The 23,307-nt window shown below is 63.5% G+C and carries 20 protein-coding genes and 1 tRNA gene; 8 read left to right on the top strand and 13 right to left on the bottom strand.

Annotated elements, in window-relative coordinates; all coding sequences use genetic code 11:
- Positions 1–23 precede the first annotated feature (23 nt).
- Genes VCS63_RS28010 through VCS63_RS28020 form a run of 3 tightly spaced genes read left to right on the top strand, consistent with a single transcriptional unit; the run spans position 24 to position 2,300 of the window.
- Positions 24–314 carry a cupin domain-containing protein gene (locus VCS63_RS28010; RefSeq protein WP_042792950.1) on the top strand — a complete coding sequence of 97 codons (291 nt, stop codon included), beginning with the start codon at positions 24–26 and terminating at the stop codon, positions 312–314.
- 18 nt (positions 315–332) lie between these two features.
- A complete protein-coding gene (locus VCS63_RS28015) occupies positions 333–1,397 on the top strand; it encodes a histone deacetylase family protein (RefSeq protein WP_323881664.1) in 1,065 nt (354 codons plus the stop codon).
- Positions 1,398–1,412: 15 nt separating this feature from the next.
- Complete coding sequence (locus VCS63_RS28020) at positions 1,413–2,300, top strand: DMT family transporter (RefSeq protein WP_063640485.1); 888 nt, start codon at positions 1,413–1,415, stop codon at positions 2,298–2,300.
- A gap of 23 nt (positions 2,301–2,323) precedes the next feature.
- Here VCS63_RS28020 and VCS63_RS28025 read toward each other — a convergent pair whose 3' ends face one another.
- Positions 2,324–3,349: a LacI family DNA-binding transcriptional regulator gene (locus VCS63_RS28025; protein WP_042792947.1), complete on the bottom strand. Its 1,026-nt coding sequence runs from the start codon at positions 3,347–3,349 to the stop codon at positions 2,324–2,326.
- A gap of 131 nt (positions 3,350–3,480) precedes the next feature.
- On the opposite strand from VCS63_RS28025, the gene VCS63_RS28030 reads away from it, so the two are divergent.
- Genes VCS63_RS28030 through VCS63_RS28045 form a run of 4 tightly spaced genes read left to right on the top strand, consistent with a single transcriptional unit; the run spans position 3,481 to position 8,224 of the window.
- Positions 3,481–4,023 (top strand): TRAP transporter small permease, encoded by a 543-nt coding sequence (locus VCS63_RS28030; protein ID WP_063640487.1) that lies wholly within the window; start codon positions 3,481–3,483, stop codon positions 4,021–4,023.
- 42 nt (positions 4,024–4,065) lie between these two features.
- Positions 4,066–5,346, top strand: coding sequence for a TRAP transporter large permease (locus VCS63_RS28035; RefSeq protein ID WP_042792945.1), 1,281 nt, complete (start codon positions 4,066–4,068; stop codon positions 5,344–5,346).
- Between the two features lie 22 nt (positions 5,347–5,368).
- Positions 5,369–6,385, top strand: coding sequence for a TRAP transporter substrate-binding protein (locus VCS63_RS28040; protein ID WP_042792944.1), 1,017 nt, complete (start codon positions 5,369–5,371; stop codon positions 6,383–6,385).
- A gap of 57 nt (positions 6,386–6,442) precedes the next feature.
- Entirely contained in the window at positions 6,443–8,224 is a 1,782-nt protein-coding gene (locus VCS63_RS28045) for an IlvD/Edd family dehydratase (RefSeq protein ID WP_063640488.1), read from the top strand.
- Between the two features lie 7 nt (positions 8,225–8,231).
- Here the strand turns inward: VCS63_RS28045 and VCS63_RS28050 are convergent, their stop codons facing one another.
- Entirely contained in the window at positions 8,232–8,627 is a 396-nt protein-coding gene (locus VCS63_RS28050) for a YbaN family protein (RefSeq protein WP_082884576.1), read from the bottom strand.
- A 233-nt stretch (positions 8,628–8,860) separates the two neighbouring features.
- Here VCS63_RS28050 and VCS63_RS28055 point away from each other — a divergent pair, with 233 nt between their 5' ends.
- Complete coding sequence (locus tag VCS63_RS28055; protein WP_164794994.1) at positions 8,861–10,357, top strand: methyl-accepting chemotaxis protein; 1,497 nt, start codon at positions 8,861–8,863, stop codon at positions 10,355–10,357.
- Positions 10,358–10,396: 39 nt separating this feature from the next.
- On the opposite strand, the gene VCS63_RS28060 is transcribed toward VCS63_RS28055, so the two are convergent.
- The 11 genes from VCS63_RS28060 to leuC all read right to left on the bottom strand — a co-directional run bounded on the left by VCS63_RS28060 (position 10,397) and on the right by leuC (position 22,895).
- Entirely contained in the window at positions 10,397–10,591 is a 195-nt protein-coding gene (locus tag VCS63_RS28060) for a hypothetical protein (protein WP_042792942.1), read from the bottom strand.
- A gap of 139 nt (positions 10,592–10,730) precedes the next feature.
- Positions 10,731–12,302 (bottom strand): GGDEF domain-containing protein, encoded by a 1,572-nt coding sequence (locus tag VCS63_RS28065; protein ID WP_082900673.1) that lies wholly within the window; start codon positions 12,300–12,302, stop codon positions 10,731–10,733.
- 681 nt (positions 12,303–12,983) lie between these two features.
- Positions 12,984–13,060 (bottom strand) — tRNA-Val (locus VCS63_RS28070).
- Between the two features lie 363 nt (positions 13,061–13,423).
- Positions 13,424–14,098, bottom strand: coding sequence for a phosphoribosylanthranilate isomerase (locus tag VCS63_RS28075; RefSeq protein WP_076812432.1), 675 nt, complete (start codon positions 14,096–14,098; stop codon positions 13,424–13,426).
- A gap of 57 nt (positions 14,099–14,155) precedes the next feature.
- Positions 14,156–15,370, bottom strand: a complete 1,215-nt coding sequence (locus VCS63_RS28080) for a twin-arginine translocation signal domain-containing protein (RefSeq protein WP_323881668.1) — start codon at positions 15,368–15,370, stop codon at positions 14,156–14,158.
- A 51-nt stretch (positions 15,371–15,421) separates the two neighbouring features.
- Positions 15,422–16,231: a tRNA pseudouridine(38-40) synthase TruA gene (truA, locus tag VCS63_RS28085; RefSeq protein ID WP_042792894.1), complete on the bottom strand. Its 810-nt coding sequence runs from the start codon at positions 16,229–16,231 to the stop codon at positions 15,422–15,424.
- Positions 16,232–16,234: 3 nt separating this feature from the next.
- A complete protein-coding gene (locus VCS63_RS28090) occupies positions 16,235–18,100 on the bottom strand; it encodes a FimV family protein (RefSeq protein ID WP_416379215.1) in 1,866 nt (621 codons plus the stop codon).
- A gap of 260 nt (positions 18,101–18,360) precedes the next feature.
- Positions 18,361–19,491 carry an aspartate-semialdehyde dehydrogenase gene (asd, locus tag VCS63_RS28095; protein ID WP_042792893.1) on the bottom strand — a complete coding sequence of 377 codons (1,131 nt, stop codon included), beginning with the start codon at positions 19,489–19,491 and terminating at the stop codon, positions 18,361–18,363.
- 215 nt (positions 19,492–19,706) lie between these two features.
- The gene (gene leuB / locus VCS63_RS28100; protein ID WP_042792892.1) at positions 19,707–20,783 is read right to left on the bottom strand and encodes a 3-isopropylmalate dehydrogenase; all 1,077 of its coding nucleotides are present in this window, start codon (positions 20,781–20,783) and stop codon (positions 19,707–19,709) included.
- A gap of 32 nt (positions 20,784–20,815) precedes the next feature.
- Positions 20,816–21,466: a 3-isopropylmalate dehydratase small subunit gene (gene leuD, locus VCS63_RS28105; RefSeq protein WP_323881671.1), complete on the bottom strand. Its 651-nt coding sequence runs from the start codon at positions 21,464–21,466 to the stop codon at positions 20,816–20,818.
- A 25-nt stretch (positions 21,467–21,491) separates the two neighbouring features.
- A complete protein-coding gene (gene leuC / locus VCS63_RS28110) occupies positions 21,492–22,895 on the bottom strand; it encodes a 3-isopropylmalate dehydratase large subunit (protein WP_042796903.1) in 1,404 nt (467 codons plus the stop codon).
- Positions 22,896–23,307 lie beyond the last annotated feature (412 nt).

Below are 23,307 nucleotides of genomic sequence, written 5' to 3' on the forward strand. Positions count from 1 at the left end.
ATACCAACCAAGGAGTACGCCCCATGCAACGCCCTGCCGCCATACCGACCGTGCAGATCGACAATGAGCTGGTCACCGTCACCGAATGGCGCTTTCCGCCCGGCGGCGAAACCGGATGGCACCGCCACGGCATGAATTACGTGGTCGTCCCGCAGACCACCGGCCCGCTCCTGCTGGATACGCCGGACGGCGAGATCACCAGCCAGCTCACCACCGGCGTGGCCTACTACCGCCCGGTCGGCGTTGAGCACAATGTGATCAATCCCAGCGACACCGAATTCGTGTTCGTGGAAATCGAGCTCAAGCGCGCATAACGCCGGCGGGGGGCAGCAATGAAGGCGTATTTCTCGGAAGAACAGCTGCTGCATTCGCCGCAGCAATTCATGCGGCTGGGCCGGATCAGCGCCCCGACCGACCTGCCCTCGCGCGCGGAAAGCCTGCAAAGCGCCCTTGCGGCGCGCGGCATCAGCGTGGAGGCACCCGCCGATTATGGCCGCAAGCCGCTACAAGGCGTCCACAGCGAGCACTACCTGGACTACCTGGAAACGGCGTATGCCCGCTGGCAGGCCCTGCGTTCACCCACCGCGGATCCAGGTCCGGAAGTGCTGCCCAACCTCTCGCCTTACTACAACGGCCAGGTCGAACAGGCCGGCCGCGGCCCCTGCCCGTCGCCGTCCATCGTGGCGCAAACGGGCTATTACCTCAGCGATCTGTCCTGTCCCATCGGGCCACAGACGTGGCGTTCGGCGTTGCGGTCGACCCATAGCGCAGTGGCGGCCGCCGATCATGTCGCCAGCACCGGGGGCATGGCCTATGCCTTGTGCCGGCCGTCGGGCCACCATGCCCATCGCGATCGCGCGGGTGGCTTCTGCTATCTGAACAGCAGCGCAGCGGCTGCCAGCCGGCTGTTGCAAACCTGGTCCAGGGTCGCAGTGCTGGATGTGGACGCCCACCATGGCGACGGCACGCAAAACATCTTTTATCAACGCGCCGACGTCATGACGGTGTCGCTGCACGCAGACCCCACTGGCTACTACCCTTTCTATACCGGCTATGCGCATGAACGCGGCCACGGCGCGGGCGAAGGCTGCAACCTGAACCTGCCTTTGCCGCACGGTTCCGGCAACGACGTCTTCCTGCAAGCGCTGGACACGGCTCTCGCTGCCTTGGCCGGCTATGCGCCGCAGGCGCTGGTCCTGGCCCTGGGCTTCGACACCTACAAGGACGATCCCATCAGCGTGCTCAAACTGGACATAGACGCCTATCGCGACATCGGCGCGCGCATCGCCGGGCTGGGCTTGCCAACCGTAATCGTGCAGGAAGGCGGCTACATGGTCGAGGCGATCGGTCCCGCGTTGGATGCGTTCCTGCAGGGCGTGGGCAAGGCTGCGGCGTAAAGCCAGGACGCCGACATGAGTTCCGCGCAAATCGCCTTGCCCTCCCCGACCGCCGCGCGCCAGGCCGGCATCCTGCTGTTCTTCGCCGCGCTGGTGGCCTTTGCCACCTTCGACGCGGGTTCCAAGCACATGTTGGCACGCTACCCCGCCCCGTTCCTGAACATCATGCGCTACTCGGCAGTGGCCGTGCTGGCGGTGGTATTGCTGTGGCGACACCGGGGCGGCCCGCGCCTGCGCGATGCGCCCGAAAAACCGCTGCTGGTGCTGCGCGGACTGCTGCTGGCCACCGTGGGCACCTGTTTCATGACGGCGCTGATCTGGATGCCGCTGTCGGAAGCCACGGCCATCTACTTCACCTCGCCCCTGATCATGGTGGCGCTGTCGCCCTGGTTGTTGGGCGAGCGAGTGCGGATGGCGCAGTGGACAGCGGTGGCGGCCGGCTTCGGCGGCATGCTGCTGATCGTACGGCCCGGCTCGAACCTGCCCTGGCTGGGCACGCTGCTGATGGCGGTGTCCGCCGTCAGCTATGCCGTGTTCCAGGTCCTGACGCGCAAGCTCTCCGGGCGGGTGCCAGGCCCGGTCCAGTATGCCTATACCGCCTTCATCTGCTTGATCGTCACGGGGCTGCCAGCGCCATTTTTCCTGCCGGACCCATGGCCCGATTGGTCGGACATGCTGTTCATCACGGGCCTGGGCGCCTGTAGCGGGCTGGCGCAGATCTTGTTGATTTCGGCTTTTCAGCGCGTATCCGCCGCCACCCTCGCCCCTCTGAACTACTTTCAGCTGTTGCTGGCGGTGGTGTTCAGCACATTCTGGTTCCAGCGGCCGCCGGACGGACTGGCCCTGGCGGGCATGGCCCTGATCATTGCGTCGGGCGTGTTCCTGGCACTGCGCCGGGCCTGATACCCCCCCCGACACGGCGCCGCCTAGCTGGTCTCGCGTTGCACCAACGTAAAGCCCAGGTCCACATGGCGTTCGGCGACGGGCTCGCCAGCCAGATGCCGCATCAGCAGACGAGCAGCCGATACGCCGATCTGGTAGCGCGGCGTGGCGATCGTCGACAGCGGCGGCGTAGTCCAAGCCGTGCCCGCCACGTCGTGAAAACCCACGATCGCCATGCTTGCGGGCACGGGCACGCCCAGTCGTCCGCACTGGAACACCGCCCCCTGGGCCAGGTCGTCGTTGCAAAAGAAAAGTGCATCGCAATCGGGATGGCGCGCCCGCAGCTCTTCAAGAAGCGACGCTCCCAGGCCGATGGATGACTTCTCCGGCGTCATGATCTCCAGCGCCGGGTCATACAGGCCCGCGTCGCGTAAGGCCTGACGGCAGCCTTCGCAGCGGCGCAGCGAACGTGGGTCCAGCTGCGCGCCGACGATGCCGATGCGGCGGTAGCCCCGCTCCACCAGATGGCGGCCGGCGGCATAGCCGGAATCGAACTGCGAAAAACCCACGCTCATGTGCTCGCCGCCATCCAGCGTCTCGATCGTATGCACGGTAGGGATGCCCTGCGTCTGCAGCAATTCCCAGACGCCCGGATTGTGGTCGATGCCGGTCAGGATCAGGCCGTCCGGCGCATGCTGCAGATATTTGCGCAGCAAGGATTCTTCTTCGTCCGGCGAGTAGCCGGTAACGCCGATCAGCATGTGATAGCCGTGGCGGTCCAGCTCTTCCTTGATCCCCGCGATGATGTCCACGAACACCACGTTGCTCAAGGACGGGATCAGCGCCACGATGGTCTGCGAGCGCGCCGATGCCAGCGCGCTGGCGGCATGGTTGGGCACGTAACCGAGTTCCTGGCACACCCGCGCGATGCGCTGGCGCAGTTCTTCCGCCACCTTGTCCGGCGTGCGCAGCGCGCGCGATACCGTGATGGCGCTGACGCCCACGCGGCGCGCGACGTCCTGCATGGTGACACGGCCGGCGCGTGAACTGCGGGGTTTACGGATGGACATTGGCCCTCGGCATCGGTTGGTGAGCGCGTAGTCTGACGCAAAAAACAGGGGGTTGCCAAACGCAAAATGTTAGCGCTAACATTTCTCAAAGCATAAACCTAAAAATTCCGGAAAACGGATAGGAGACAAACATGCATGCTTCCCCACCCGGGCGGCCCGGCGGGTCGTCGCTGGCCCGCGCCGCCGATTGGTGCTTCGCGTTGCAGACCTGGTTGATGGTGGCCTGTCTGGCCGTCATGGTGGTGCTGCTGTTCGGCAACGTCGCCCTGCGCTACCTGTTCAATTCCGGTATCAATGTCTCCGACGAAATCTCGCGGCTGGCCTTCGTCTGGATGATCTTCCTGGGCTCGGTGATCGCGCTGCGCTCACATCAGCATATCGGCGTCTCCATGCTGGTCGAACGCTTCGGCCCCGCCGCCCGCCGCGTCTCGCATGTGTTTTGCCAGCTGCTGACCCTGTGGGTCTTGTGGCTGATGGCCGAAGGCAGCTGGACGCAGACCATCATCGGCCTGGATACCGTGCTGCCCGTCACCGGCATGTCGCTGGCGGTATTCAACGCCGCGGCGCTCTATGCCGCTGCCGCCATGGCCATTCTGACCCTGGTCGACCTGGTGCGCGTCCTTGCGGGCGGGCCCTTGCCGGCGGAATCCAGTCCTGAAGACCCGCTGGTCTGACGGCGCCGCCTCCAATCCCCCTCCCCCGCCTGGACGTCCTCAATGATCCTGACCGTCTTCCTGCTTGTGCTGCTGGGGCTGATCGCCCTGGGCATGCCTATCGCCTTCGCGTTGTTGCTCAGCGCGATCGCCATGATGTTCCAGCTCGACTTTTTCGATACCCAGATCCTGGCGCAGAACATGCTGTCTGGCGCCAACAGCTTTACCCTCATGGCGGTGCCCCTGTTCATGCTGGCAGGCGAGCTGATGAACGCCGGCGGCATTTCACGCCGAATCGTCGCGCTGGCCAGCACGTTCGTGGGACACATCCAGGGCGGCCTGGGCTATGTGGCCATCTTCGCCAGCGTGCTGCTGGCCGCGCTATCCGGCTCCGCCGTCGCCGACGCCGCCGCGCTGGGCTCCCTGCTCATCCCCATGCTACGCGAGAAAGGCTATGACGCAGGCCAGGCCTCCGGGCTGATCGCCGCGGGCGGCATCATCGCGCCCATTATCCCGCCATCGATTTCGTTCATTATTTTCGGTGTCGCCACCAACGTGTCGATCACCAAGCTGTTCTTCGCCGGCATCGCGCCCGGACTGATGATGGGGCTGACATTGGTCGCGGTATGGACGTGGGTGGCGCGCAAGCACGGCAGCATCAAGCCCTCGCCGCGTGAACCCTGGAGCAAGCGCTGGAAGGCGCTGCGCGAGTCACTCTGGGCGCTGATGCTGCCCGTGATCATCATCGGCGGCTTGCGCGGCGGCATCTTCACGCCGACCGAGGCGGCCGTGGTCGCCGCCGTCTACGCCCTCTTGGTCAGCTTGTTCGTCTACCGCGAAATCAGCGTGCGCGACCTGGCGCCGCTCTTCATCAACGCCGCCAGCACCACGGCCATCGTCATGTTCCTGGTGGCGGCCGCCATGGTTTCGTCCTACATGATCACGCTGGCCGACATGCCGCAGGACCTGATTGCGCTGCTGGAACCCGTCCTGGACCAACCCAAGCTGCTGATGTTCGCGTTGCTGGTGCTGCTGACGCTGGTGGGCACGGTGATGGACCTGACTCCCACCATCCTGATCCTGGCGCCGGTGCTGATGCCGGTCGTCACCAAGGCGGGCATCGACCCCGTCTACTTCGGCGTGATGTTCGTCATGGTCGGCTGCGTGGGCCTGCTGACACCGCCTGTGGGCACCGTGCTCAATGTAGTCTGCGGCGTTGCCCGCATCAATATGGAAACCATCTGCAGAGGCGTGTGGCGCTATGTCGTCGCCTACACGCTGCTGCTGGTCCTGCTGGTGATCTTCCCCGAGCTGATCACCGTACCCGCACGCTGGATGCATTAAAAAAACCCCAAGGAGGAGCACCATGATCACCCGTTTCAAGACCCGCATACTCATCCTGGCAACGGCGCTGTCCTGCGCCGTTGCTGGCGTCGCGTCCGCCGCCGACGTCAAACCGCGCCTGATCCGTTTCGGCTATGGCCTGAACGAGGAAAGCGTCCAGGGACGCGCCGCGCGCTACCTGGCGCAGGAGCTCGAGAAAGTCAGTGGCGGCAAGCTCAAGATGAAGACCTTCGGCTCGGCCAACCTGGGCTCGGACGAACAGATGCAAGGCGCGCTGGTCGGCGGCGTGCAGGAAATGATGGTGGGATCCACCGCGCCGCTGGCCGGCATGGTCAAGGAGTTCGGCGTATTCGACCTGCCTTTCCTGTTCAACAGCGAAAAGGAAGCCGACGCGGTGCTGGATGGCCCGCTTGGCCAGGACATGCTGAAGAAGCTGGAAGCCAAAGGCCTCGTCGGCCTGGTCTATTGGGAAAACGGCTTTCGCAACATGACCAACTCCAAGCGTCCCATTGCGCGCGCGGAAGACCTGCAAGGCATCAAGCTGCGCGTCATGCAGAACCAGATCGCGCTGGGCGTCTTCAACACGCTGGGAGCGAATGCCGTGCCGATGCCGTTCTCCGAGCTGTTCACCGCCCTGGAGACGCGCACGGTGGACGGCCAGGAGAACCCCATCACCACCATCCAGAGCAGCAAGTTCTATGAAGTGCAGCCTTACCTGACCATCACCCGGCACGTGTACACGCCCTGGGTGGTGATGGCGTCCAAGAAATGGTGGGACACCCTGTCTGCGGACGAACAGAAGCTGATCCGCCAGGCGGCCGCCTCGTCACGCGACTTTGAACGCCAGGACAGCCGCGCCGACTCGCAGAAGGCCATGACCACGCTTGAAAAAGCCGGCATGAAGATCAACACCGTCTCGCCCGAAGAAGTGGCTCGCATGCGTCAGAAGGTACAGCCCGTGGTCGACAAGTACACGCAAGAACTCGGGCCCGACCTGGTCAAGCAGCTCAACGACGAGATCCAGAAGGCGCGCAACTAGCCCTAGCGGCCCGGACACGCGCCGGGCCGCCACGCAACCGCTGTAAACGAGAATCCCATGTCACAGACTCCCCGCAAGCTGCGCAGCCAGAAATGGTTCGATGACCCGGCTCATGCCGACATGACGGCCATTTATGTAGAGCGCTATCTCAACTACGGCCTGACGCGCCAGGAATTGCAGTCGGGACGGCCGATCATCGGCATCGCCCAGACGGGCAGCGACCTGGCGCCTTGCAACCGGCACCATCTGGCGCTGGCCGAGCGCGTCAAGGCAGGCATCCGCGACGCGGGCGGCATCCCCATGGAGTTTCCCGTGCACCCGCTGGCCGAACAAGGCCGGCGCCCCACTGCCGCGCTGGATCGCAACCTGGCCTATCTCGGGCTAGTGGAGATCCTGCACGGCTATCCGCTGGACGGCGTTGTACTGACGACGGGTTGCGACAAGACCACGCCGGCCTGCCTCATGGCCGCCGCCACGGTCGACATTCCCGCGATCGTGCTGTCCGGCGGGCCCATGCTGGACGGCTGGCATGACGGCCAGCGCGTCGGCTCCGGCACGGTCATCTGGCATGCGCGCAACCTGATGGCCGCGGGCAAGCTGGACTATGAAGGTTTCATGACCCTGGCCACCGCCTCGTCGCCGTCCATCGGTCACTGCAACACCATGGGCACGGCGCTGTCGATGAACTCGCTGGCCGAGGCGCTGGGCATGTCATTGCCCACCTGCGCCAGTATTCCCGCCCCTTACCGGGAACGCGGCCAGATGGCCTACGCCACCGGCTTGCGCATCTGCGACATGGTGCGCGAGGACCTGCGCCCGTCGCACATCCTCACGCGGCAGGCTTTCGAGAATGCCATCGTCGTGGCCTCGGCGCTGGGAGCTTCCACCAATTGCCCGCCGCACCTCATCGCCATGGCTCGCCACGCCGGCATCGACTTGAGCCTGGACGACTGGCAACGGCTGGGCGAAGACGTCCCGTTGCTGGTCAATTGCGTGCCGGCGGGCGAACATCTGGGCGAAGGCTTCCACCGCGCGGGCGGCGTCCCCGCGGTGCTGCACGAGCTGGCGACCGCCGGCCGGCTGCATACCGCGTGCGCTACCGTCTCGGGCAAAACCATCGGCGAGATCGCCGCCACGGCCAAAACGAATAACCGGGACGTTATCCGCAGTTGCGACGCGCCGCTCAAGCACCGCGCGGGATTCATCGTGCTGTCGGGCAACTTCTTCGATAGCGCGATCATCAAGATGTCGGTCGTGGGCGAGGCCTTCCGCCGCGCGTACCTGTCGGAACCGGGCTCGGAGAACGCCTTCGAAGCGCGCGCCATCGTCTTCGATGGCCCCGAGGACTACCACGCACGCATCGAGGACCCCGCCCTGAATATCGACGAACATTGCATACTCGTGATCCGCGGTGCCGGCACCGTGGGCTACCCAGGCAGCGCGGAAGTGGTCAACATGGCTCCGCCTTCGCATCTGCTCAAACGGGGCATCGACTCGCTGCCCTGTCTGGGCGACGGCCGCCAAAGCGGCACCTCGGCCAGTCCTTCCATCCTGAACATGTCTCCGGAAGCCGCGGTGGGCGGCGGCCTGGCGCTCTTGCGCACGGGCGACCGCATCCGCATCGACTTGAATCAGCGCACGGTGATAGCCCTGGTGGACGAAACCGAAATGGAACGCCGCAAGCTGGAGCCACCCTACCAGGCGCCGGAATCCCAAACGCCCTGGCAAGAGCTGTACCGGCAACTGGTCGGCCAGCTTTCAACCGGCGGCTGCCTGGAACCCGCCACGTTGTACTTGAAGGTCGTGGAAACGCGGGGCGATCCCCGGCATTCGCACTAGCGCCCGCCTATTGCCGGACCTGCCCGCCGCCTGAATCTGGTTCCTGCGGCGCCGGCCGCGTCACGACGTAGGCGGCGCTTGCCAGGAAAAAAACGGCAACGGCGGCGGCCAGCATCCACGACGGATGCGCGCCCCACCAGAACAATACATATCCCGCCGCCATGCCCAGGCAAGCATAAGTTTTGCCCTTGCGCGACACGGCCCTCTGGTCGCGCCACGCGCGCAGCGCGGGGCCGTAGGTCGGGCTGTCCAGCAGCCACTTCTCCAGCCGCGGCGAGGAGCGCGAAAAGCAGGCCACCGCCAGGATCAGGAATATGGTCGTCGGCATGACGGGCAGAAACGCGCCGATCACACCCAACGCCAGCATCAGGCAACCCAGGCAGAGCCAAAGTACTCTCATCATGATGGGCAGCAGGATATCCCAGGAAATCGGCTCGCTTCAAACGGGCCGCGCAATTCCCTTTCTGGCGGGACAACGTTCCACGATGGCCAAGAGCCAATGGGCGATCGGGACCCGACCAACCGAGGAAGCGAGAAATATAGAAGAATAATTTGGAATATATATTCACAAATTGGAATTATTGAATAAAAATCGAGCGTGCGCGGAGCCCCGCGCTTCCGTCGCAAGGACAGGCCATGCGCAACGCAAGCGATTTACTGGAAGACTCTTACCGCCGGACCGACCGGGCCATGCTGCCCCTGCTCTGGCTGCTGTTTGTCGTCGGACTATGCATGGCGCCGCAATACGGGCGATGGAGCGCCGCCATCGGCGTCGGCCTGGCCGGCGCGGGCATCCCGTCGCTGTTGATACTCTGGCGGCCCGGCCGGCTCAGCACGCGCCTTGCCGTGGCCTGTGGCCTGATGGTGCTGGCCGCCCTCCACATCCATCTGATGTCCGGCATGGCCGAAATACATTTCGGCATCTTCGTGCTGCTCTCCCTGCTTCTGGCTTATCGGGATTGGCGGACGATCCTGTGCGCGGCCGTAGTCATCGCGCTGCATCACCTGTCCTTCAATTTCCTCCAACAGTGGGGCTACGGGACGATCTGCTTCACGGAACCCAGCCTGCCCATGGTGCTGCTGCATGCGGCTTATGTCGTGGTGCAGGCCGTCGCCCTGGGTTGGCTGGCATGGAAGATGGAACGGGCGGCGGTCGCGGCCGAGGAACTGGCCCGCCTCAGTGCGCACATCGGCCGCGAGGCCGGCGTGTTCGACCTGCGCTTCGGAGGCCTCAGCATGGATAGCAGCCTGGGGCGCAGCTTCAAGGCCACGATGGACGCCGTGCACCGGACCATGAGCGGAGTCCGTAGTACGGCAACCGCCCTGTCGGCCGCATCGCGCGACATCATGCAAGACAACCAGCAACTGGAAGAACGGACACGGACGCAGGCCGGCTCCCTGGAGCGTACCGTGGCATCGATGCGAGACCTGGCGGCAAACGTGCACGACAACGCCACCAATGCGCTGCACGCCCAGGAATTGACCGACGACGCGCGGCGCGTCGCCGATACGGGCAGCTCGGCGGTCGCTGGCGTGGCAGCCGTAATGGGCGAGATCCAGCAGGAAGCCCGAAAGATTTCCGAAATCACCGGTTTGATCGACAGCATCGCGTTCCAGACCAACATCCTGGCCTTGAACGCAGCGGTAGAAGCGGCCCGTGCCGGGGAAAGCGGGCGTGGGTTCGCGGTGGTGGCCACCGAGGTACGCGCGTTGGCCCAGCGTAGCGCAAGCGCTGCGCGCGAGATTCGCGGGCTGATCGAAGGCTCGCTGGAAAAGACCGATAGCGGCTCTCGCCAAGCCGACCACGCGGCCAGCGTGATACGTGAAGTGGTGACCAGCATCGAGCGCGTCGCCGGCATCGTCAGCCAGATCGGCAATGCGGGACGCGCCCAGACTACGGACATCGACGAAGTCAACCAGGCCGTGACCAAGATGGAAGAGCTGACGCGGCAGAATGCGGCCCGCGTCGCGCAGGCCTCCGGCGCATCGGCGGCGCTGCAGACGCAAGCGGCGCAGTTGCTCCAGGCGGTAAGCGTGTTTCGCCTGCAGGATGAAAGACAGCCGGGCCCGCCTTCCGCCCCACGCGATATCCCCCCGGGACGCGTCGCGCCGCTGGCGTTGGCGGGTGGCTGATCCAGACCCTTTCCGGCCGGCCGTGAAACGGGGGCAGTGCTAGCGCAACTTTTGCTGGTACAGCTCCTGCGCGCCCTCCAAAGAGGCGCGCATGCCGTAAATGGTGCCGCCGCTGCCGCGGCTGAACCACAGCTCGTACTGCCACATTCCGTCCACGAAGACGCGGGAAATCGTCCAGCCCGATGGGCCCTGCCAGTAATAGTTGTCCCGTTGTGTCCATTCCACGTCGGTCATCCTCCGTCCCCTCTCGGCCAGAACCGGGGCCGAATGTGCTTCGCTCGCAATATACTGTATATTTATACAGTATATTGCCTGGGGAGGTGGATTTCAACGCCGCCGTGCTTCACACCTGGCGCCCGGCGTTCGGCACTCGCTACGCCATCTGCATGTCGCGCCGCGCCTGCTTGTCCGCGTACATCAGCTGATCTGCTTCCTTGAGCACAGTGTGCAGCGCGCTCACGGCCGGATCCGCACTCACGATCCCGAAGCTCGCTCCGGGATAATAAAAACTGCAGTCATCCAAGGTGTACGTCCCGCTCAGCAACGGCGCGAGCCGCGCGCGCAAAGCATCAACCGCATCCTTCGGCTCATCGGATGGCGGCGCCGCTCCCAGCCCGATCACAACGAACTCATCGCCGCCCCATCGCCCCAAGGTGTCATCTGCGCGCAAGCCATCCGACAGGCGCCGCCCGACTTCGATCAAGAATTTGTCGCCGATGTCGTGGCCATAGGTGTCGTTAATGGCCTTGAAACCGTCCAGATCGATAAACGCCACCAGAACCGAGCGTTGCGATCGCTTCGCCAATGAGAAATATCGCTCCAGTTCGGCCATCACCGCTCGCCGGTTAGGCAGGCCGGTCAACGCGTCGTGGTTGGCGGCATGGCGTTCGTCCCGGCGGCGGCTCACCATTTGTCCGACGACGTGGCCGGAAAGCAGGAGCAGGACCAGGCCGACCATGGCCACCAGTCCCGCCGCCATGAAATGTTGCCTGCGCATCGGCGCCAGGAAATCCAGCGACGCCAGCGTAATCAACTGGTATTGGGTATTGGACAACGGCTGGCTCCGCACCAGGTACGGTCTGCCATCGATAAGCCATTGATCTGCATGGCGAGAACCGGAAATGGCACGCACTTCCATGGGTTCGCCCGGATCTTCATCGCCATCGGAGGGCAACACCGTGCCTGGGGGCAATAGCGCCGCCACATTACGCAACATGAAGGGGGCGGACGACGTCGTGGTAACTCTTCCCTGGCGATTCACGACCAGCGCGACGTGGCGTCCAGCCAGATACAACGCCACATCCGGCGCATCGAATTTAACTGTTACCGAGCCCTGCGGCACGTCGTTTGAATCTTCGATACGGCTGGCGACGAAATATGAGGGGCTCTTGTTAAGCCGGGCAATACCAAAATAACTTCCGGTGCCTCTGCTCAATGCGTCGGCAAGATAGGCGCGGCCCGAGTAAATCATGCCCACGATACTATCGGGTTCCGCCCAGTTGCTGGCCGTCACCGTGTCGTCGGACATATTGTTCATGTAAATGCGGGCGTATCGCAGATCGTTCGCGAGTTCATTCATGAAGTCGCCCACTCTGCGCACCAAGGGATCGCGTGTAAAAAGGGCCGCGCGTTGCTCCCGGGTCAATTCGGCCGCGCCAGGCGGATCCATGCGGTATCGAATGGCGAGCTGGATCACCTGGCCCTGCCGCGCCACCATGTTCGCCACGCTGACCATTTCGATAAACAGCCGATCCATGACGCGCGCGGTAATCTTGGCTTCGTATTCGGCGCTGGCGGCCAGGCCGTCAAGCCGCGACACCTCTATCCCTTGAGACATCCATCGCGCAACACCGGCCACCAATGCGAACCAGCCCACCACTATCCCGAGCGTCACCCAACGCACGATAGACCGCGTCTGCCATCCACGTCGATCTTGCCGCGGCATTACGTCGCTCACACCGTCCCCTGATCGAAACCAGCCGCCATATTTCCATTTCACGCGGCTTATTTCAACTTAATTCTGGTGATTTACCGACCCGCAATTCCCTCGCTTACATGGATTCCGTGCCGCACGCGTGATGCGCGCGTCCATTATCTTTCTCGGCCAGGTAGCTGACTTAAGTATCCGTCCAGTACTTGGCGCCGCAGGACTTCGCGGCGCAAACGACGTGACTGCACCCATAGCGCGACACAAAAAAAAGGAAAAGCCATTGCCGCCAATAGGAAGAGCTCATCCAGCTCGTAATGTTCGTACTCGGCCAAGAATCCGCAAACATGCTCGTAAGCATCAACGGTTCTCAATATCTGGTACGCGGCCAACAGGTATGCAAGCGCGATACACGCGGCTGCTCCCCCATTGCGCCAAGCCCCACACACCCACGCCGTTATGCGCCACCAAAACATTCCGCCCCAAGCCCCTAAAACTAATGCGTTTATAACTGCGGATAAATTATCCAGGCGCAGCCAGACCACGGTCCAGCCTTCCAGGCCTTCGATACGCGCGGAGTGGTCGCTTAAAGGTTTGGACGCCACGTCGCAGCAGCGCGCAAACGAAAAGCAAAAAGCCGCGAAAGTCTAAGACTTACGCGGCTTTTCAGGTAGTGCTTGGCACTACTTTGCAGGAATTTGGTAGGCGGTATTGGAATCGAACCAACGACCTCCACGATGTCAACGTGGCGCTCTAACCAGCTGAGCTAACCGCCTGCAAAGAAGAAGAATTATATAGTGCTTTTTTAAACTATGCAAATCGTCTTAGAAGATTTTTTGCATTTTTTATTTCGCTTCGAAGTTTTCGGTGCTGGGATTCAGGTACCTGGGAGTCTTAGCTTTGCCTGAGCGCCGTGCTGATGCACTTTGCTTTTTGCAAGCCTTAACCCACGGGCTTTCATCCCACAAGCTTCAATACCACAAGCTTCAATACCACAAGCTTCAATACCACAAGCTTCAATACTGAAAACTTCTTCGCGTACCGCGCTGGAAGAGTTCTTGACGCTGCCTCTAAGCTTTACCGCTTTTAAGCTTTGCCGATCTGCTTCAACCGCAACACACTCGCGACCACACTACTACTTAATTTCCCTTCAACTTCGCGTCTGCCGCTTGCGCTGCAGCAACGAAGAACGAGATTCTATCAGAACTTTTAATTCCTTGCTCAAGCTCGACGCCGCTACTCACATCGACCGCCCAAGGCCGGACCGACTGCACTGCCTGACCGACGTTTTCGGCGGTCAATCCGCCCGACAGGATCAGGGGCCGCGAGACCGGATCGGCCCTCACTTCGTCGAGCAGGGAGTAGTCGAAACCGTGGCCGCTGCCACCGTAGCCGGCGCTATAACTGTCGAACAGCCAGCCAGCGGCCTCGCCATAGGCGCGGCATGTGGAGGCCAGGGCTTCCGCGGTTTCCAGGCCGGGCGCGCCAGCACGGAAGGCGCGCAAAAAGCGGTGGCCATAGCGGGCGCAGTCCTGCGGCGTTTCATCGCCATGGAACTGCAGCAGCTCCGGCTTGACCTGGTCCAGCACAGCCCGCACCTCGGCCTCTTCCGGGTTCACGAACAAGGCCACCACATCGACAAACGCAGGCACCATACGCCGCAACTGGGCAGCGCGCATGGGCGTCAGGCAACGCTTGCTCTTGGCGTAAAACACAAAGCCGATCGCATCGACGCCAGCCGCAACGGCGGCGTCGATGTCCTGTTCACGGGTCAACCCACAGATCTTGATGCGTGTGCGCATGACACTCTTCATTTGCCTGGCCGCCCTCTGCGGCCGGTGGAATCAGTATATCCGCCAACCAGAACGCAACTACGCGGTGGGCTGGCCCAAAGTGGCCACGAGATTGTCGAAGCTGCCCTCGGCCAGGCGGAACCATGGGGTTTCCTTGTCGCGAAACGCCGACATGCTTTCGTACAATTTCTTGAACATGGGATCCTTGGCGCTCATTTCCGTGTAGGCGGCCAGAGATGCCTCGTAGCTGGCCTGCAGGACCGGCTTGGGAAACGCCTTCAACTGTGCGCCCCGAGATACGAGGCGGCGTAGCGCGTCCGGATTCCCGGCATCGTACTTGGCGATCATATTGGCGCATGCCATGCGGCACGCCAGCGCCAGCGCGGACTGATATTGCTTGGGCAGTTCGTCGTAGGCATCCTGGTTCACATACAAAGACAATTGCAGCGTGCCCGCCCACCAGCCCGGAAAGTAATAGTTCCGGGCCACTTTGTAGAGCGCCAGGTTTTCATCTTCATACGGACCTATCCACGCCACGGCGTCCACCACGCCCTGCTCCAACGCGGCATAGGTTTCGGCCACCGGCACCTCGACCGGTGTAGCGCCCATTCGCCCCAATACATGGCGAGCGAAACCGCCGGCCTTCACCTTGAGCCCGCGCAGATCGTCCACGGTCTTGATCTCTCCGCGAAACCAGCCGCCCATCTGCGCGCCGGTATAGCCGCAAGGAAAATTGAGGATGTTGTACTTGTCGAACAGCACACGCGTGAGCGCCAAACCTTCGCCTTGCGTCATCCATGCATTCATCTGCCGCGTGTTCAAGCCAAACGGCACGCCGGCGTCAAAGCACAGCGCGGGGTCGATATCGAAGTAACGCGTCGACGCCGTATGGCCGCATTCAACCACGCGGTGCTGCACGGCCTCCAGCACCTGGCCGGGCTGCACCAGATCGCCGGCCGGAAAGATCTCGATGCTGAAGCGCCCATCCGTGACTTCGCTCACATAACGCGCCACGTCCTCGGCGCCGGCGAACAAAGTCGGTGACTCATTGGGGAAGCTGGACGCCAGGCGCCACGCGATCTTGGGTGGCGCACTCACCACCTCCGGCGCTTGCGGCGCGGCCGCTGCCGGGGCCTGCGGCGCGATAGGCGGCGTCTCAGGCGTACCGACCGGAGATTCCGGCGAATTCGGATTGGCGTTTTCTTCGGCTACCGGGGCTTCCTGCGCGAGCGCCGGGGCGACCAGGGCGGCGCCGCCGAGGGCGGTATGCTTCAAAAACGCGCGGCGTTGCATGGCAAAGGCCTCCATCGGATGAGGACCGGCGCGCCGTTGCCGGCGGCATCCCTAATAGGTTTGAGTAAACGGCGACAACAACTGCGATCCCCCATCGAGTTCAGCCAGTCCGAACACTTCCGGATAATCGATGGCGGACAGGTACAACCCATCCGGCGCGAATGTCGGCGCGCCGCGCTTACGGTCTCGCCAGGATAGCAACTGTCCCATCCAGTCCACCGATTCGCGTCCTTGCCCGATCTGCAATAGCGCGCCCATGATGTTGCGCACCATGTGATGCAGGAACGCGTTCGCCTTCAGCGTGAAGACAAGGAAGGGCCCGCGCTCATCGATGTCCAGCCGGTATAGATGCCGCACCGGATGCTTGGCCTGGCATTGCGACGAGCGGAAGCTGGAAAAATCATGCTCGCCCAACAGGACATTCGCGGCGGCACGCATGGCTTCGACGTCCAGCGGCTGAAAACACCAGCCTGCGCGGCCCGCCCACAACGCGGGCCGTACCCGGCCGCGCCACAGCAAATAGACGTAGGTCCGGGCACGCGCCGAGAATCGTGCATGGAATTCGTCCGATACCGGCTGCGCCCACTGAACCGAAATACTGGAGGGAAGGAAGGCGTTCACGCCACGGACCCAGGACTCCATCCGTCTATCCAGCGAGGTGTCCAGGTGGACGACCTGCATCGCGCCATGCACGCCAGTATCCGTACGGCCGGCGCAAATCGTCGCCACCGGCCCCTCTACCCCGCAAAAACTCGCCAGGGCGGCCTCCAGCGTATCCTGCACCGTCTGCCGATGCGGCTGTGTCTGCCAACCCTGCCAGGCGGAGCCGTCATACGCCAGCCCCAATGCAACTCTAGACATGTATCAAACCCGTGGCCCGCCGACACGGCGCGGTTCGTCCGTGGGCGGTTCGTCCAGGTCGAGATTGATGCTACCGAGCTTGCGGTTCAGCGCCGCCGTATCCAGCGCTGGCTCGTTGAATTCATAGGTTTCCTCATCATCGTCTCCGCGTCGGGCGCCAGCTCTGCGCAGCAGCCATGCGATGGCAAACGCAATCAGCGCCAGCACGGCGGTAACGATAACGAGTAGATTATCGGCCAGCCAGGCGGGCATGTCCGAGGCGGGATCCTTTTCGGCGGACGCACCGGCAGCCTGGCCCGGCGAGGACGCGGCTGAAGCGCCTTCGGCAGGCGACGCGGCCGAGGGCGAAGCCCCCCCAGCTGCTGCACCCGTTGATCCAGTCGCTCCAGTTGCGCCCGTCGTGCCTGGCGCGCCCGTAGGTCCTGCCGTGCCCGGGGCACCTCCTGCACCCGCAGTTCCTGCCACGCCCGGGGCGCCTGCTGCTCCCGTGGCACCTGCCGCGCCCGTGGTGCCTGCCGCACCCGGGGCACCTGCCGCACCCGTGGCGCCTGTCGTACCCGTAGCACCTGTCGTACCCGTGGCGCCTGTCGTACCCGTGGCGCCTGTCGTACCCGTGGCGCCTGCCGCGCCCGTGGCGCTTGCCGTACCCGGAGCGCCCGCCGCGCCCGCGGCACCGGCCGTACCAGCAGCCCCCGCCGCGCCGGCGGCACCCGCCGCGCCCGCAGTTCCTGCCGGGCCCGTGCCACCCGAAGCGCCCGCCGCGCCTTGCGTGCCCGTGGTACTGGCCGAATCCGGGGCGCCAGCCGTGCCGGAAGACCCCGCGGCGCCCGAAGCGCCTCGCTGGGCCACCGCCTTGTTCAAATCGTCGACATTGCTTTGCAGCTGGCTCACGCGTCCCTGGACGTCCGCCATCGCGCGCTCGGTGGACGTTCGGGCATCCGCTGCCGCCTCCGCTTGCGCGGACGCGCCGTCCTGCGCCTGCCCCGATGAGAGCCGCACGCGATCCTGCGGCTGCGAGGCGCTTGCCACGCCAGCGTCAACGGGCGGTGCGACAGTGCCCGACGCTCCGCCCTGCCCCTGGACCACGGACGGGTTCGCGCCCGCCGCCGCCCCGAGGCGCGCGCGGTACTTGGCGAATGCCTCTGCATGTTCATTGAAGATGCGGCGCGCTTCCGCCGGGTCCACCGCACGCACGGTGGCTGCGTCAGGGATTGTCAGGCGCTGCCCCGCTTTAACCAGATTCATATTGTTCTGGATGAACGCCTCGGGATTGGCGCGCCACAAGGCCACCAGCATCTGATACACCGATGCGTTGGGTACGGCATTGCGTTGGGCGATGGCGAAAAGGTTGTCGCCGGACTTCACGTTCACCGAACGCGAACCGGCCGAGCGGCCGGGCGTGCCGACCGCTGCCGGCGTCACGTCCGCGCTGGTGCCGCGCAACGGCACCAGGATGCTGACCTGCACCTGGCGCTGCCCCGAGCTGGAACTAATGTCCAGCAACAGATCCACCGCGCCGCTTGTCGGCGGCTGCGAGGCCCGTACCCGCAGATTCTTGCGCGACGCGTCCATGCCGTCTTCGACCCGGACCACCATGCTGGCCAAAGGCACCGGCGGCTTCAGGCCCGCGCGCTGCCAGGCGGCTTCGTCCGCCACCGTCACTTTGAGCGAAGCGATCTCGTCAGGCGTCAGTTCCTGCAGCCCCACCACCGCCTGCAGCGGCGCGCCCGGCACGGAAACCACCCGCGAATGTCCCACGCGCATGGCCAAGGCGGAACTGCATACGCTTGAGCCAATCGCCAGCGCAATCGCCCATTGAAGGGCTTTTAAACGGCGGGCATGCTTCACTTGGCGCGAACGCTGGGTCATAAGCTGGAATTCCGTTCTTGTAGTCGACTTGCGGGCTGGAGCCGGCTCACGCCATATAGGTGAGAACAGGCATCAATTCACGGGAAAAGTGTAATGGATCATGCGCATTTCACAAACCTGAAAGGCCCCGGACGCGCCTGCTGCGCGCGCCTTTCCGCCGACACGGGGCCCACGCCGCGCAAACGGCAAGGGCACCCGAAGGTGCCCTTGATTGCCTAGCGTGCTTGATCAGGCGGCGCCGGACGCCGCCCGCTCTGGCCTCAGGCTTCGGCCAGAGCGATGCGCAGCATGCGGCGCAGCGGCTCGGCGGCGCCCCACAGCAGTTGGTCGCCCACGGTGAATGCACCCAGGTACTGCGAGCCCATCGACAGCTTGCGCAGACGGCCGACCGGAATATCCAGCGTGCCGGTGACGGCGACCGGAGTCAGCGCGGAAACCGTGGCTTCCTTGGTGTTGGGCACGACCTTGGCCCATTGCGTGCCTTCGGCGATCAGGGATTCGATCTCGTCCAGCGGCACATCGCGCTTGAGCTTGATGGTCAGCGCCTGGCTGTGGCAACGCATCGCGCCGATGCGCACGCACAGGCCGTCGATCGGGGTGGCTGGCGTGCCAAAGGCAGCGCCGCGGCCCAGGATCTTGTTGGTCTCGACTTCGCCCTTCCACTCTTCCTTGGACATGCCGTTGCCCAGATCCTTGTCGATCCAAGGGATCAGGTTGCCGCCCAGCGGCACGCCGAAGTGCTCGTGAGGCAGGGCGGAATCCTTTTGCTTGGCCAGCACGCCGCGATCGATTTCCAGAATGGCCGACGCGGGATCATCCAGCAGGGACTTGACCGACTGGTTGATTTCACCGAACTGGGTCAGCAGTTCGCGCATGTGCTGTGCGCCGCCGCCGGAAGCGGCCTGATACGTCATGGAGGTCATCCACTCGACCAGGTCGTTGTTGAACAGGCCGGCCAGCCCCATCAGCATGCAGCTGACGGTGCAGTTGCCGCCGATGAAGTTGCGCACGCCGCGCTTGAGGGCTGCGTCGATGACCGGACGGTTGACCGGATCCAGCACGATGATGGCGTCGTCGGCCATGCGCAGGGTGCTTGCGGCGTCGATCCAGATGCCGTTCCAGCCCGCGCCGCGCAACTTCGGGTAGACCTCGGACGTGTAGTCGCCGCCTTGCGCCGTCACGATGATCGGCAGTTTTTTCAGAGCGTCAATGTTGTAGGCATCTTGCAGCGGACCAGCACCATTTGCCCAAGTGGGCGCGGCGCCGCCAGCGTTGCTGGTGGAGAAAAACACCGGTTCGATCAGTGCGAAGTCGTTCTCGTCGCGCATGCGTTGCATGAGCACCGAGCCGACCATACCGCGCCAGCCGACAAGGCCTACTGCTTGATTCATTTCAATCGCTCTTTAAAGGTGTGGAGACCAGGGTCCAAGGGAAAAAGCCGTGCAATTCAACAATTTATCAGAATGCACGGGCGGATGTTGCGGCGCAGCTATAAAAAATAGGGGCCGCAAGGGGTGCAAAATGCTTTCGAGGCGCTGCTGCAACAATGGACAAGGGGTGGCCCGGCCGGGCCACCCCTTGAGTAGGCAGACAGAACCCGAAAACGTCAGGCCAGCGCCTTCAGGACCGCGTCGCCCATCTGGGCCGTGCCGACCTTGGTCGTGCCCGGCTCGAAGATGTCCGCGGTGCGCAGCCCGTCGGCCAGCACGCGCCGCACGGCGGCCTCGATGCGGTCGGCTTGCGGCGCCAGGTTCAGCGAATAACGCAGCAGCATGGCGGCGGACAGGATGGTCGCCAGCGGATTCGCGATGCCCTGGCCTGCGATGTCGGGCGCGGAACCATGGCTGGGTTCGTACAGCCCTTGGCCGCCCGCATTCAGCGAAGCCGAAGGCAGCATGCCGATCGAGCCCGTCAGCATGGCGGCTTCGTCGGACAGGATGTCGCCAAACAGGTTGCCGGTCACGATGACGTCGAATTGACGCGGATTGCGCACCAGCTGCATGGCGGCATTATCGACATACATGTGCGACAGTTCCACGTCGGGGTATTCGCGCGCGACTTCGATGACGATGTCGCGCCAGAACTGCGAGGTCTCCAGCACGTTGGCTTTGTCCACGCTGCACAGCTTCTTGTTGCGCTTGCGGGCCGATTCGAAACCGATGCGCGCAATGCGGCGCACTTCGGATTCGGCGTAGCGCATGGTGTCGTAGCCCTCGCGCTCGCCGGCGAAAGCGCCGTCAGGCGACGAACGCACGCCACGCGGGGTACCAAAATAGATGTCGCCCGTCAGTTCGCGGATGATCAGGATATCCAGGCCGGAGACGATCTCGGGCTTCAGCGACGATGCGCTGGCCAGTTCCGGATACAGAATGGCCGGACGCAGGTTGGCAAACAGGCCCAGCGCCTTGCGCAAGCCCAGGATGGCCTGTTCCGGACGGAATTCGCGCGGCAGGCTGTCGTACTTCCAGTCGCCGACGGCGCCGAACAGCACGGCGTCCGATTCCTTGGCCAGGTTCAGCGTGGCCGGCGGCAGCGGATGCTCGAACGCGTCGAACGCGGCGCCGCCCACGGGCGCTTGCTTGATGTCGAAGGAAACATCCAGCGCCTTCAGGACACGCACGGCCTGTTCGACGATTTCGGGGCCAATGCCGTCACCCGGCAAGACTGCAATGTTGTGAGTCATACGAAAACGATCCTGTAGTCAGAGATGGGGCGTCAGGCGATGGGGCGGCTTTCCAGCCAGGGATGGCGAGCCAGGCGTTCCGCCTCGAAGGCGCGGATCTTGTCCGACTGGCGCAGGGTCAGCCCGATATCGTCGAAGCCGTTGAGCAGACAGTACTTGCGGAAGGGCTCGATGTCGAAGCCCATTTCGCGCCCGTCGGCCGCCACCACGACCTGGCGGTCGAGATCGACGCGCAGCTTGTAGCCGGGAAAGGCCTTGACTTCGTCGAACAGGCGGGCGACTTCCAGCTCGGACAGGATGATGGGCAACAGTCCGTTCTTGAAGCTGTTGTTGAAGAAAATGTCGGCGTAGGACGGCGCGATGATGGCGCGGAAGCCAAACTGAGTCAGCGCCCAGGGCGCGTGCTCGCGGCTGGACCCGCAGCCGAAGTTCTTGCGCGCCAGCAGCACCGAAGCGCCTTGGTAGCGCGGCTGGTTCAGCACGAAATCCGGATTCAGCGGACGCTTGCTGTTGTCCATGCCGGGTTCGCCGTGGTCCAGGTAGCGCAGTTCGTCGAAGAGATTCGGGCCGAAGCCGGTGCGCTTGATGGACTTGAGGAATTGCTTGGGGATGATGAGGTCCGTGTCGACGTTTTCGCGATCGAGCGGAGCCACCAGGCCTTCGTGAGTGGTAAATGCTTGCATGATGTCGATACTCGGTGCTTGACGCTTAACGGAAAGTGCGGACGTCGACGAAATGGCCGGCGACGGCTGCGGCGGCGGCCATGGCGGGGCTGACCAGATGGGTGCGCCCGCCCTGCCCCTGCCGACCTTCGAAGTTGCGATTCGAGGTGGACGCGCAACGCTCGCCCGGTTCGAGGCGGTCGGCGTTCATGGCCAGGCACATGGAGCAGCCCGGCTCGCGCCATTCAAAGCCCGCTTCGATGAAGATCTTGTCCAGCCCTTCACGCTCGGCCTGTTGCTTGACCAGGCCCGAGCCCGGCACCACCATGGCCTGGCGCACATTGGATGCCACGCGCTTGCCGCGCGCGACGGCGGCAGCTGCGCGCAGGTCTTCGATGCGTGAATTGGTGCACGAGCCGATGAACACGCGATCCACGCGAATATCCGTCAGCGGCGTGTTGGGCTTCAAACCCATGTACTGCAGGGCGCGCTCCATGCCGCTGCGACGGACATCGTCCTTTTCGCGATCGGGGTCCGGCACGCGGGAATCCACCGGCAGCACCATTTCGGGGGACGTGCCCCAGGTCACTTGCGGCTTGATATCGCGGGCATTGACTTCAACCACGGCATCGAACTTGGCGCCCTCGTCCGTGTGCAGGGTACGCCAGTAGCCCACTGCCTGATCCCAGAGCACGCCCGTGGGCGCGAAGGGACGGCCGCGGAAATATTCGATGGTCTTGTCGTCCACCGCCACCATGCCGGAACGGGCGCCGGCTTCAATAGCCATGTTGCAGACCGTCATGCGGCCTTCCACGGACAGGGCGCGGATCGTGCTGCCGGCAAACTCGATGGCGTAGCCCGTGCCGCCGGCGGTGCCGATGATGCCGATAATGTGCAGGACCACGTCCTTGGCCGTACAGCCGAAAGGCATCTCGCCTTCGACCTTGATCAGCATGCTCTTGGCTTTCTTCATGAGCAGCGTCTGGGTCGCCAGCACGTGTTCGACTTCAGAAGTGCCGATACCGAAGGCCAGCGCGCCCAGCGCGCCGTGCGTGCTGGTGTGGGAGTCGCCACAGACGACGGTCATGCCAGGCAGGGTCGCGCCCTGCTCCGGGCCGATCACGTGCACGATGCCCTGGCGCAGGTCATTCATGCGGAACTCGGTGATGCCGTACTTCTCGCAGTTGGCGTCCAGCGTATCTACCTGCAGGCGGGAAATCGGATCATCGATGCCCTGGGCGCGATTCAGCGTCGGCACGTTGTGATCCGCGACCGCCAGGTTGGCGCTGGTGCGCCACGGCTTGCGGCCGGCCATTGCCAGTCCCTCGAACGCCTGCGGGCTGGTGACTTCATGCACCAGGTGGCGGTCGATATAGAGCAGACAGGTGCCGTCTGATTCCTGGTGGACGACGTGGGCGTCCCAGAGTTTGTCGTAAAGAGTTTGGGCCATGGATGCGCTCTGCAAATAGACAATCCGGCTCGTGCCGCGCGCGGAGGAAAAGCCGATCCGCTGCGCCGGCCACTGCGGCATGAACGCATTATGCACACGGTCTCAACCTAGTACAACCGCACCTTACATACTAGTACTAAAACTACCATGCTGGACTATCGCAAGACGTCAATCCGCCCCGTTTCCGGCATTCAAATTTTCTGTCGCCAAACAGTTACAGATACAAATTCGGCGATTTAAAACAGATACAAAATTATCAAACCGATATAATCATTGTTCGGCACGGCCACCCAATATGCGAAATAAAGCGCAATAAACCGCATTTATCCAGCATTAAACCAGATCACAAATCTGGAATATAGCGAAATTAGTGCAAATTCAAGCTAATTAAGAGATGATGCGCGAAGAACCC

The sequence above is a fragment of the Achromobacter sp. D10 genome, assembly GCF_035282245.1.
Taxonomy (GTDB): domain Bacteria; phylum Pseudomonadota; class Gammaproteobacteria; order Burkholderiales; family Burkholderiaceae_B; genus Achromobacter; species Achromobacter insolitus.

Excerpts from the sequence above, each read along its gene's own strand:
- VCS63_RS28060 (WP_042792942.1), bottom strand. The coding sequence starts at position 10,591 with ATGACCGACGTGGAATGGACACAACGGGACAACTATTACTGGCAGGGC.
- VCS63_RS28015 (WP_323881664.1), top strand. The coding sequence starts at position 333 with ATGAAGGCGTATTTCTCGGAAGAACAGCTGCTGCATTCGCCGCAGCAA.
- VCS63_RS28035 (WP_042792945.1), top strand. The coding sequence starts at position 4,066 with ATGATCCTGACCGTCTTCCTGCTTGTGCTGCTGGGGCTGATCGCCCTG.
- VCS63_RS28065 (WP_082900673.1), bottom strand. The coding sequence starts at position 12,302 with ATGCCGCGGCAAGATCGACGTGGATGGCAGACGCGGTCTATCGTGCGT.
- VCS63_RS28010 (WP_042792950.1), top strand. The coding sequence starts at position 24 with ATGCAACGCCCTGCCGCCATACCGACCGTGCAGATCGACAATGAGCTG.
- VCS63_RS28040 (WP_042792944.1), top strand. The coding sequence starts at position 5,369 with ATGATCACCCGTTTCAAGACCCGCATACTCATCCTGGCAACGGCGCTG.
- VCS63_RS28045 (WP_063640488.1), top strand. The coding sequence starts at position 6,443 with ATGTCACAGACTCCCCGCAAGCTGCGCAGCCAGAAATGGTTCGATGAC.
- asd (WP_042792893.1), bottom strand. The coding sequence starts at position 19,491 with ATGAATCAAGCAGTAGGCCTTGTCGGCTGGCGCGGTATGGTCGGCTCG.
- VCS63_RS28025 (WP_042792947.1), bottom strand. The coding sequence starts at position 3,349 with ATGTCCATCCGTAAACCCCGCAGTTCACGCGCCGGCCGTGTCACCATG.
- VCS63_RS28090 (WP_416379215.1), bottom strand. The coding sequence starts at position 18,100 with ATGACCCAGCGTTCGCGCCAAGTGAAGCATGCCCGCCGTTTAAAAGCC.
- VCS63_RS28030 (WP_063640487.1), top strand. The coding sequence starts at position 3,481 with ATGCATGCTTCCCCACCCGGGCGGCCCGGCGGGTCGTCGCTGGCCCGC.
- leuD (WP_323881671.1), bottom strand. The coding sequence starts at position 21,466 with ATGCAAGCATTTACCACTCACGAAGGCCTGGTGGCTCCGCTCGATCGC.
- leuB (WP_042792892.1), bottom strand. The coding sequence starts at position 20,783 with ATGACTCACAACATTGCAGTCTTGCCGGGTGACGGCATTGGCCCCGAA.
- VCS63_RS28020 (WP_063640485.1), top strand. The coding sequence starts at position 1,413 with ATGAGTTCCGCGCAAATCGCCTTGCCCTCCCCGACCGCCGCGCGCCAG.
- leuC (WP_042796903.1), bottom strand. The coding sequence starts at position 22,895 with ATGGCCCAAACTCTTTACGACAAACTCTGGGACGCCCACGTCGTCCAC.
- truA (WP_042792894.1), bottom strand. The coding sequence starts at position 16,231 with ATGTCTAGAGTTGCATTGGGGCTGGCGTATGACGGCTCCGCCTGGCAG.
- VCS63_RS28075 (WP_076812432.1), bottom strand. The coding sequence starts at position 14,098 with ATGAAGAGTGTCATGCGCACACGCATCAAGATCTGTGGGTTGACCCGT.
- VCS63_RS28055 (WP_164794994.1), top strand. The coding sequence starts at position 8,861 with ATGCGCAACGCAAGCGATTTACTGGAAGACTCTTACCGCCGGACCGAC.
- VCS63_RS28080 (WP_323881668.1), bottom strand. The coding sequence starts at position 15,370 with ATGCAACGCCGCGCGTTTTTGAAGCATACCGCCCTCGGCGGCGCCGCC.
- VCS63_RS28050 (WP_082884576.1), bottom strand. The coding sequence starts at position 8,627 with ATGATGAGAGTACTTTGGCTCTGCCTGGGTTGCCTGATGCTGGCGTTG.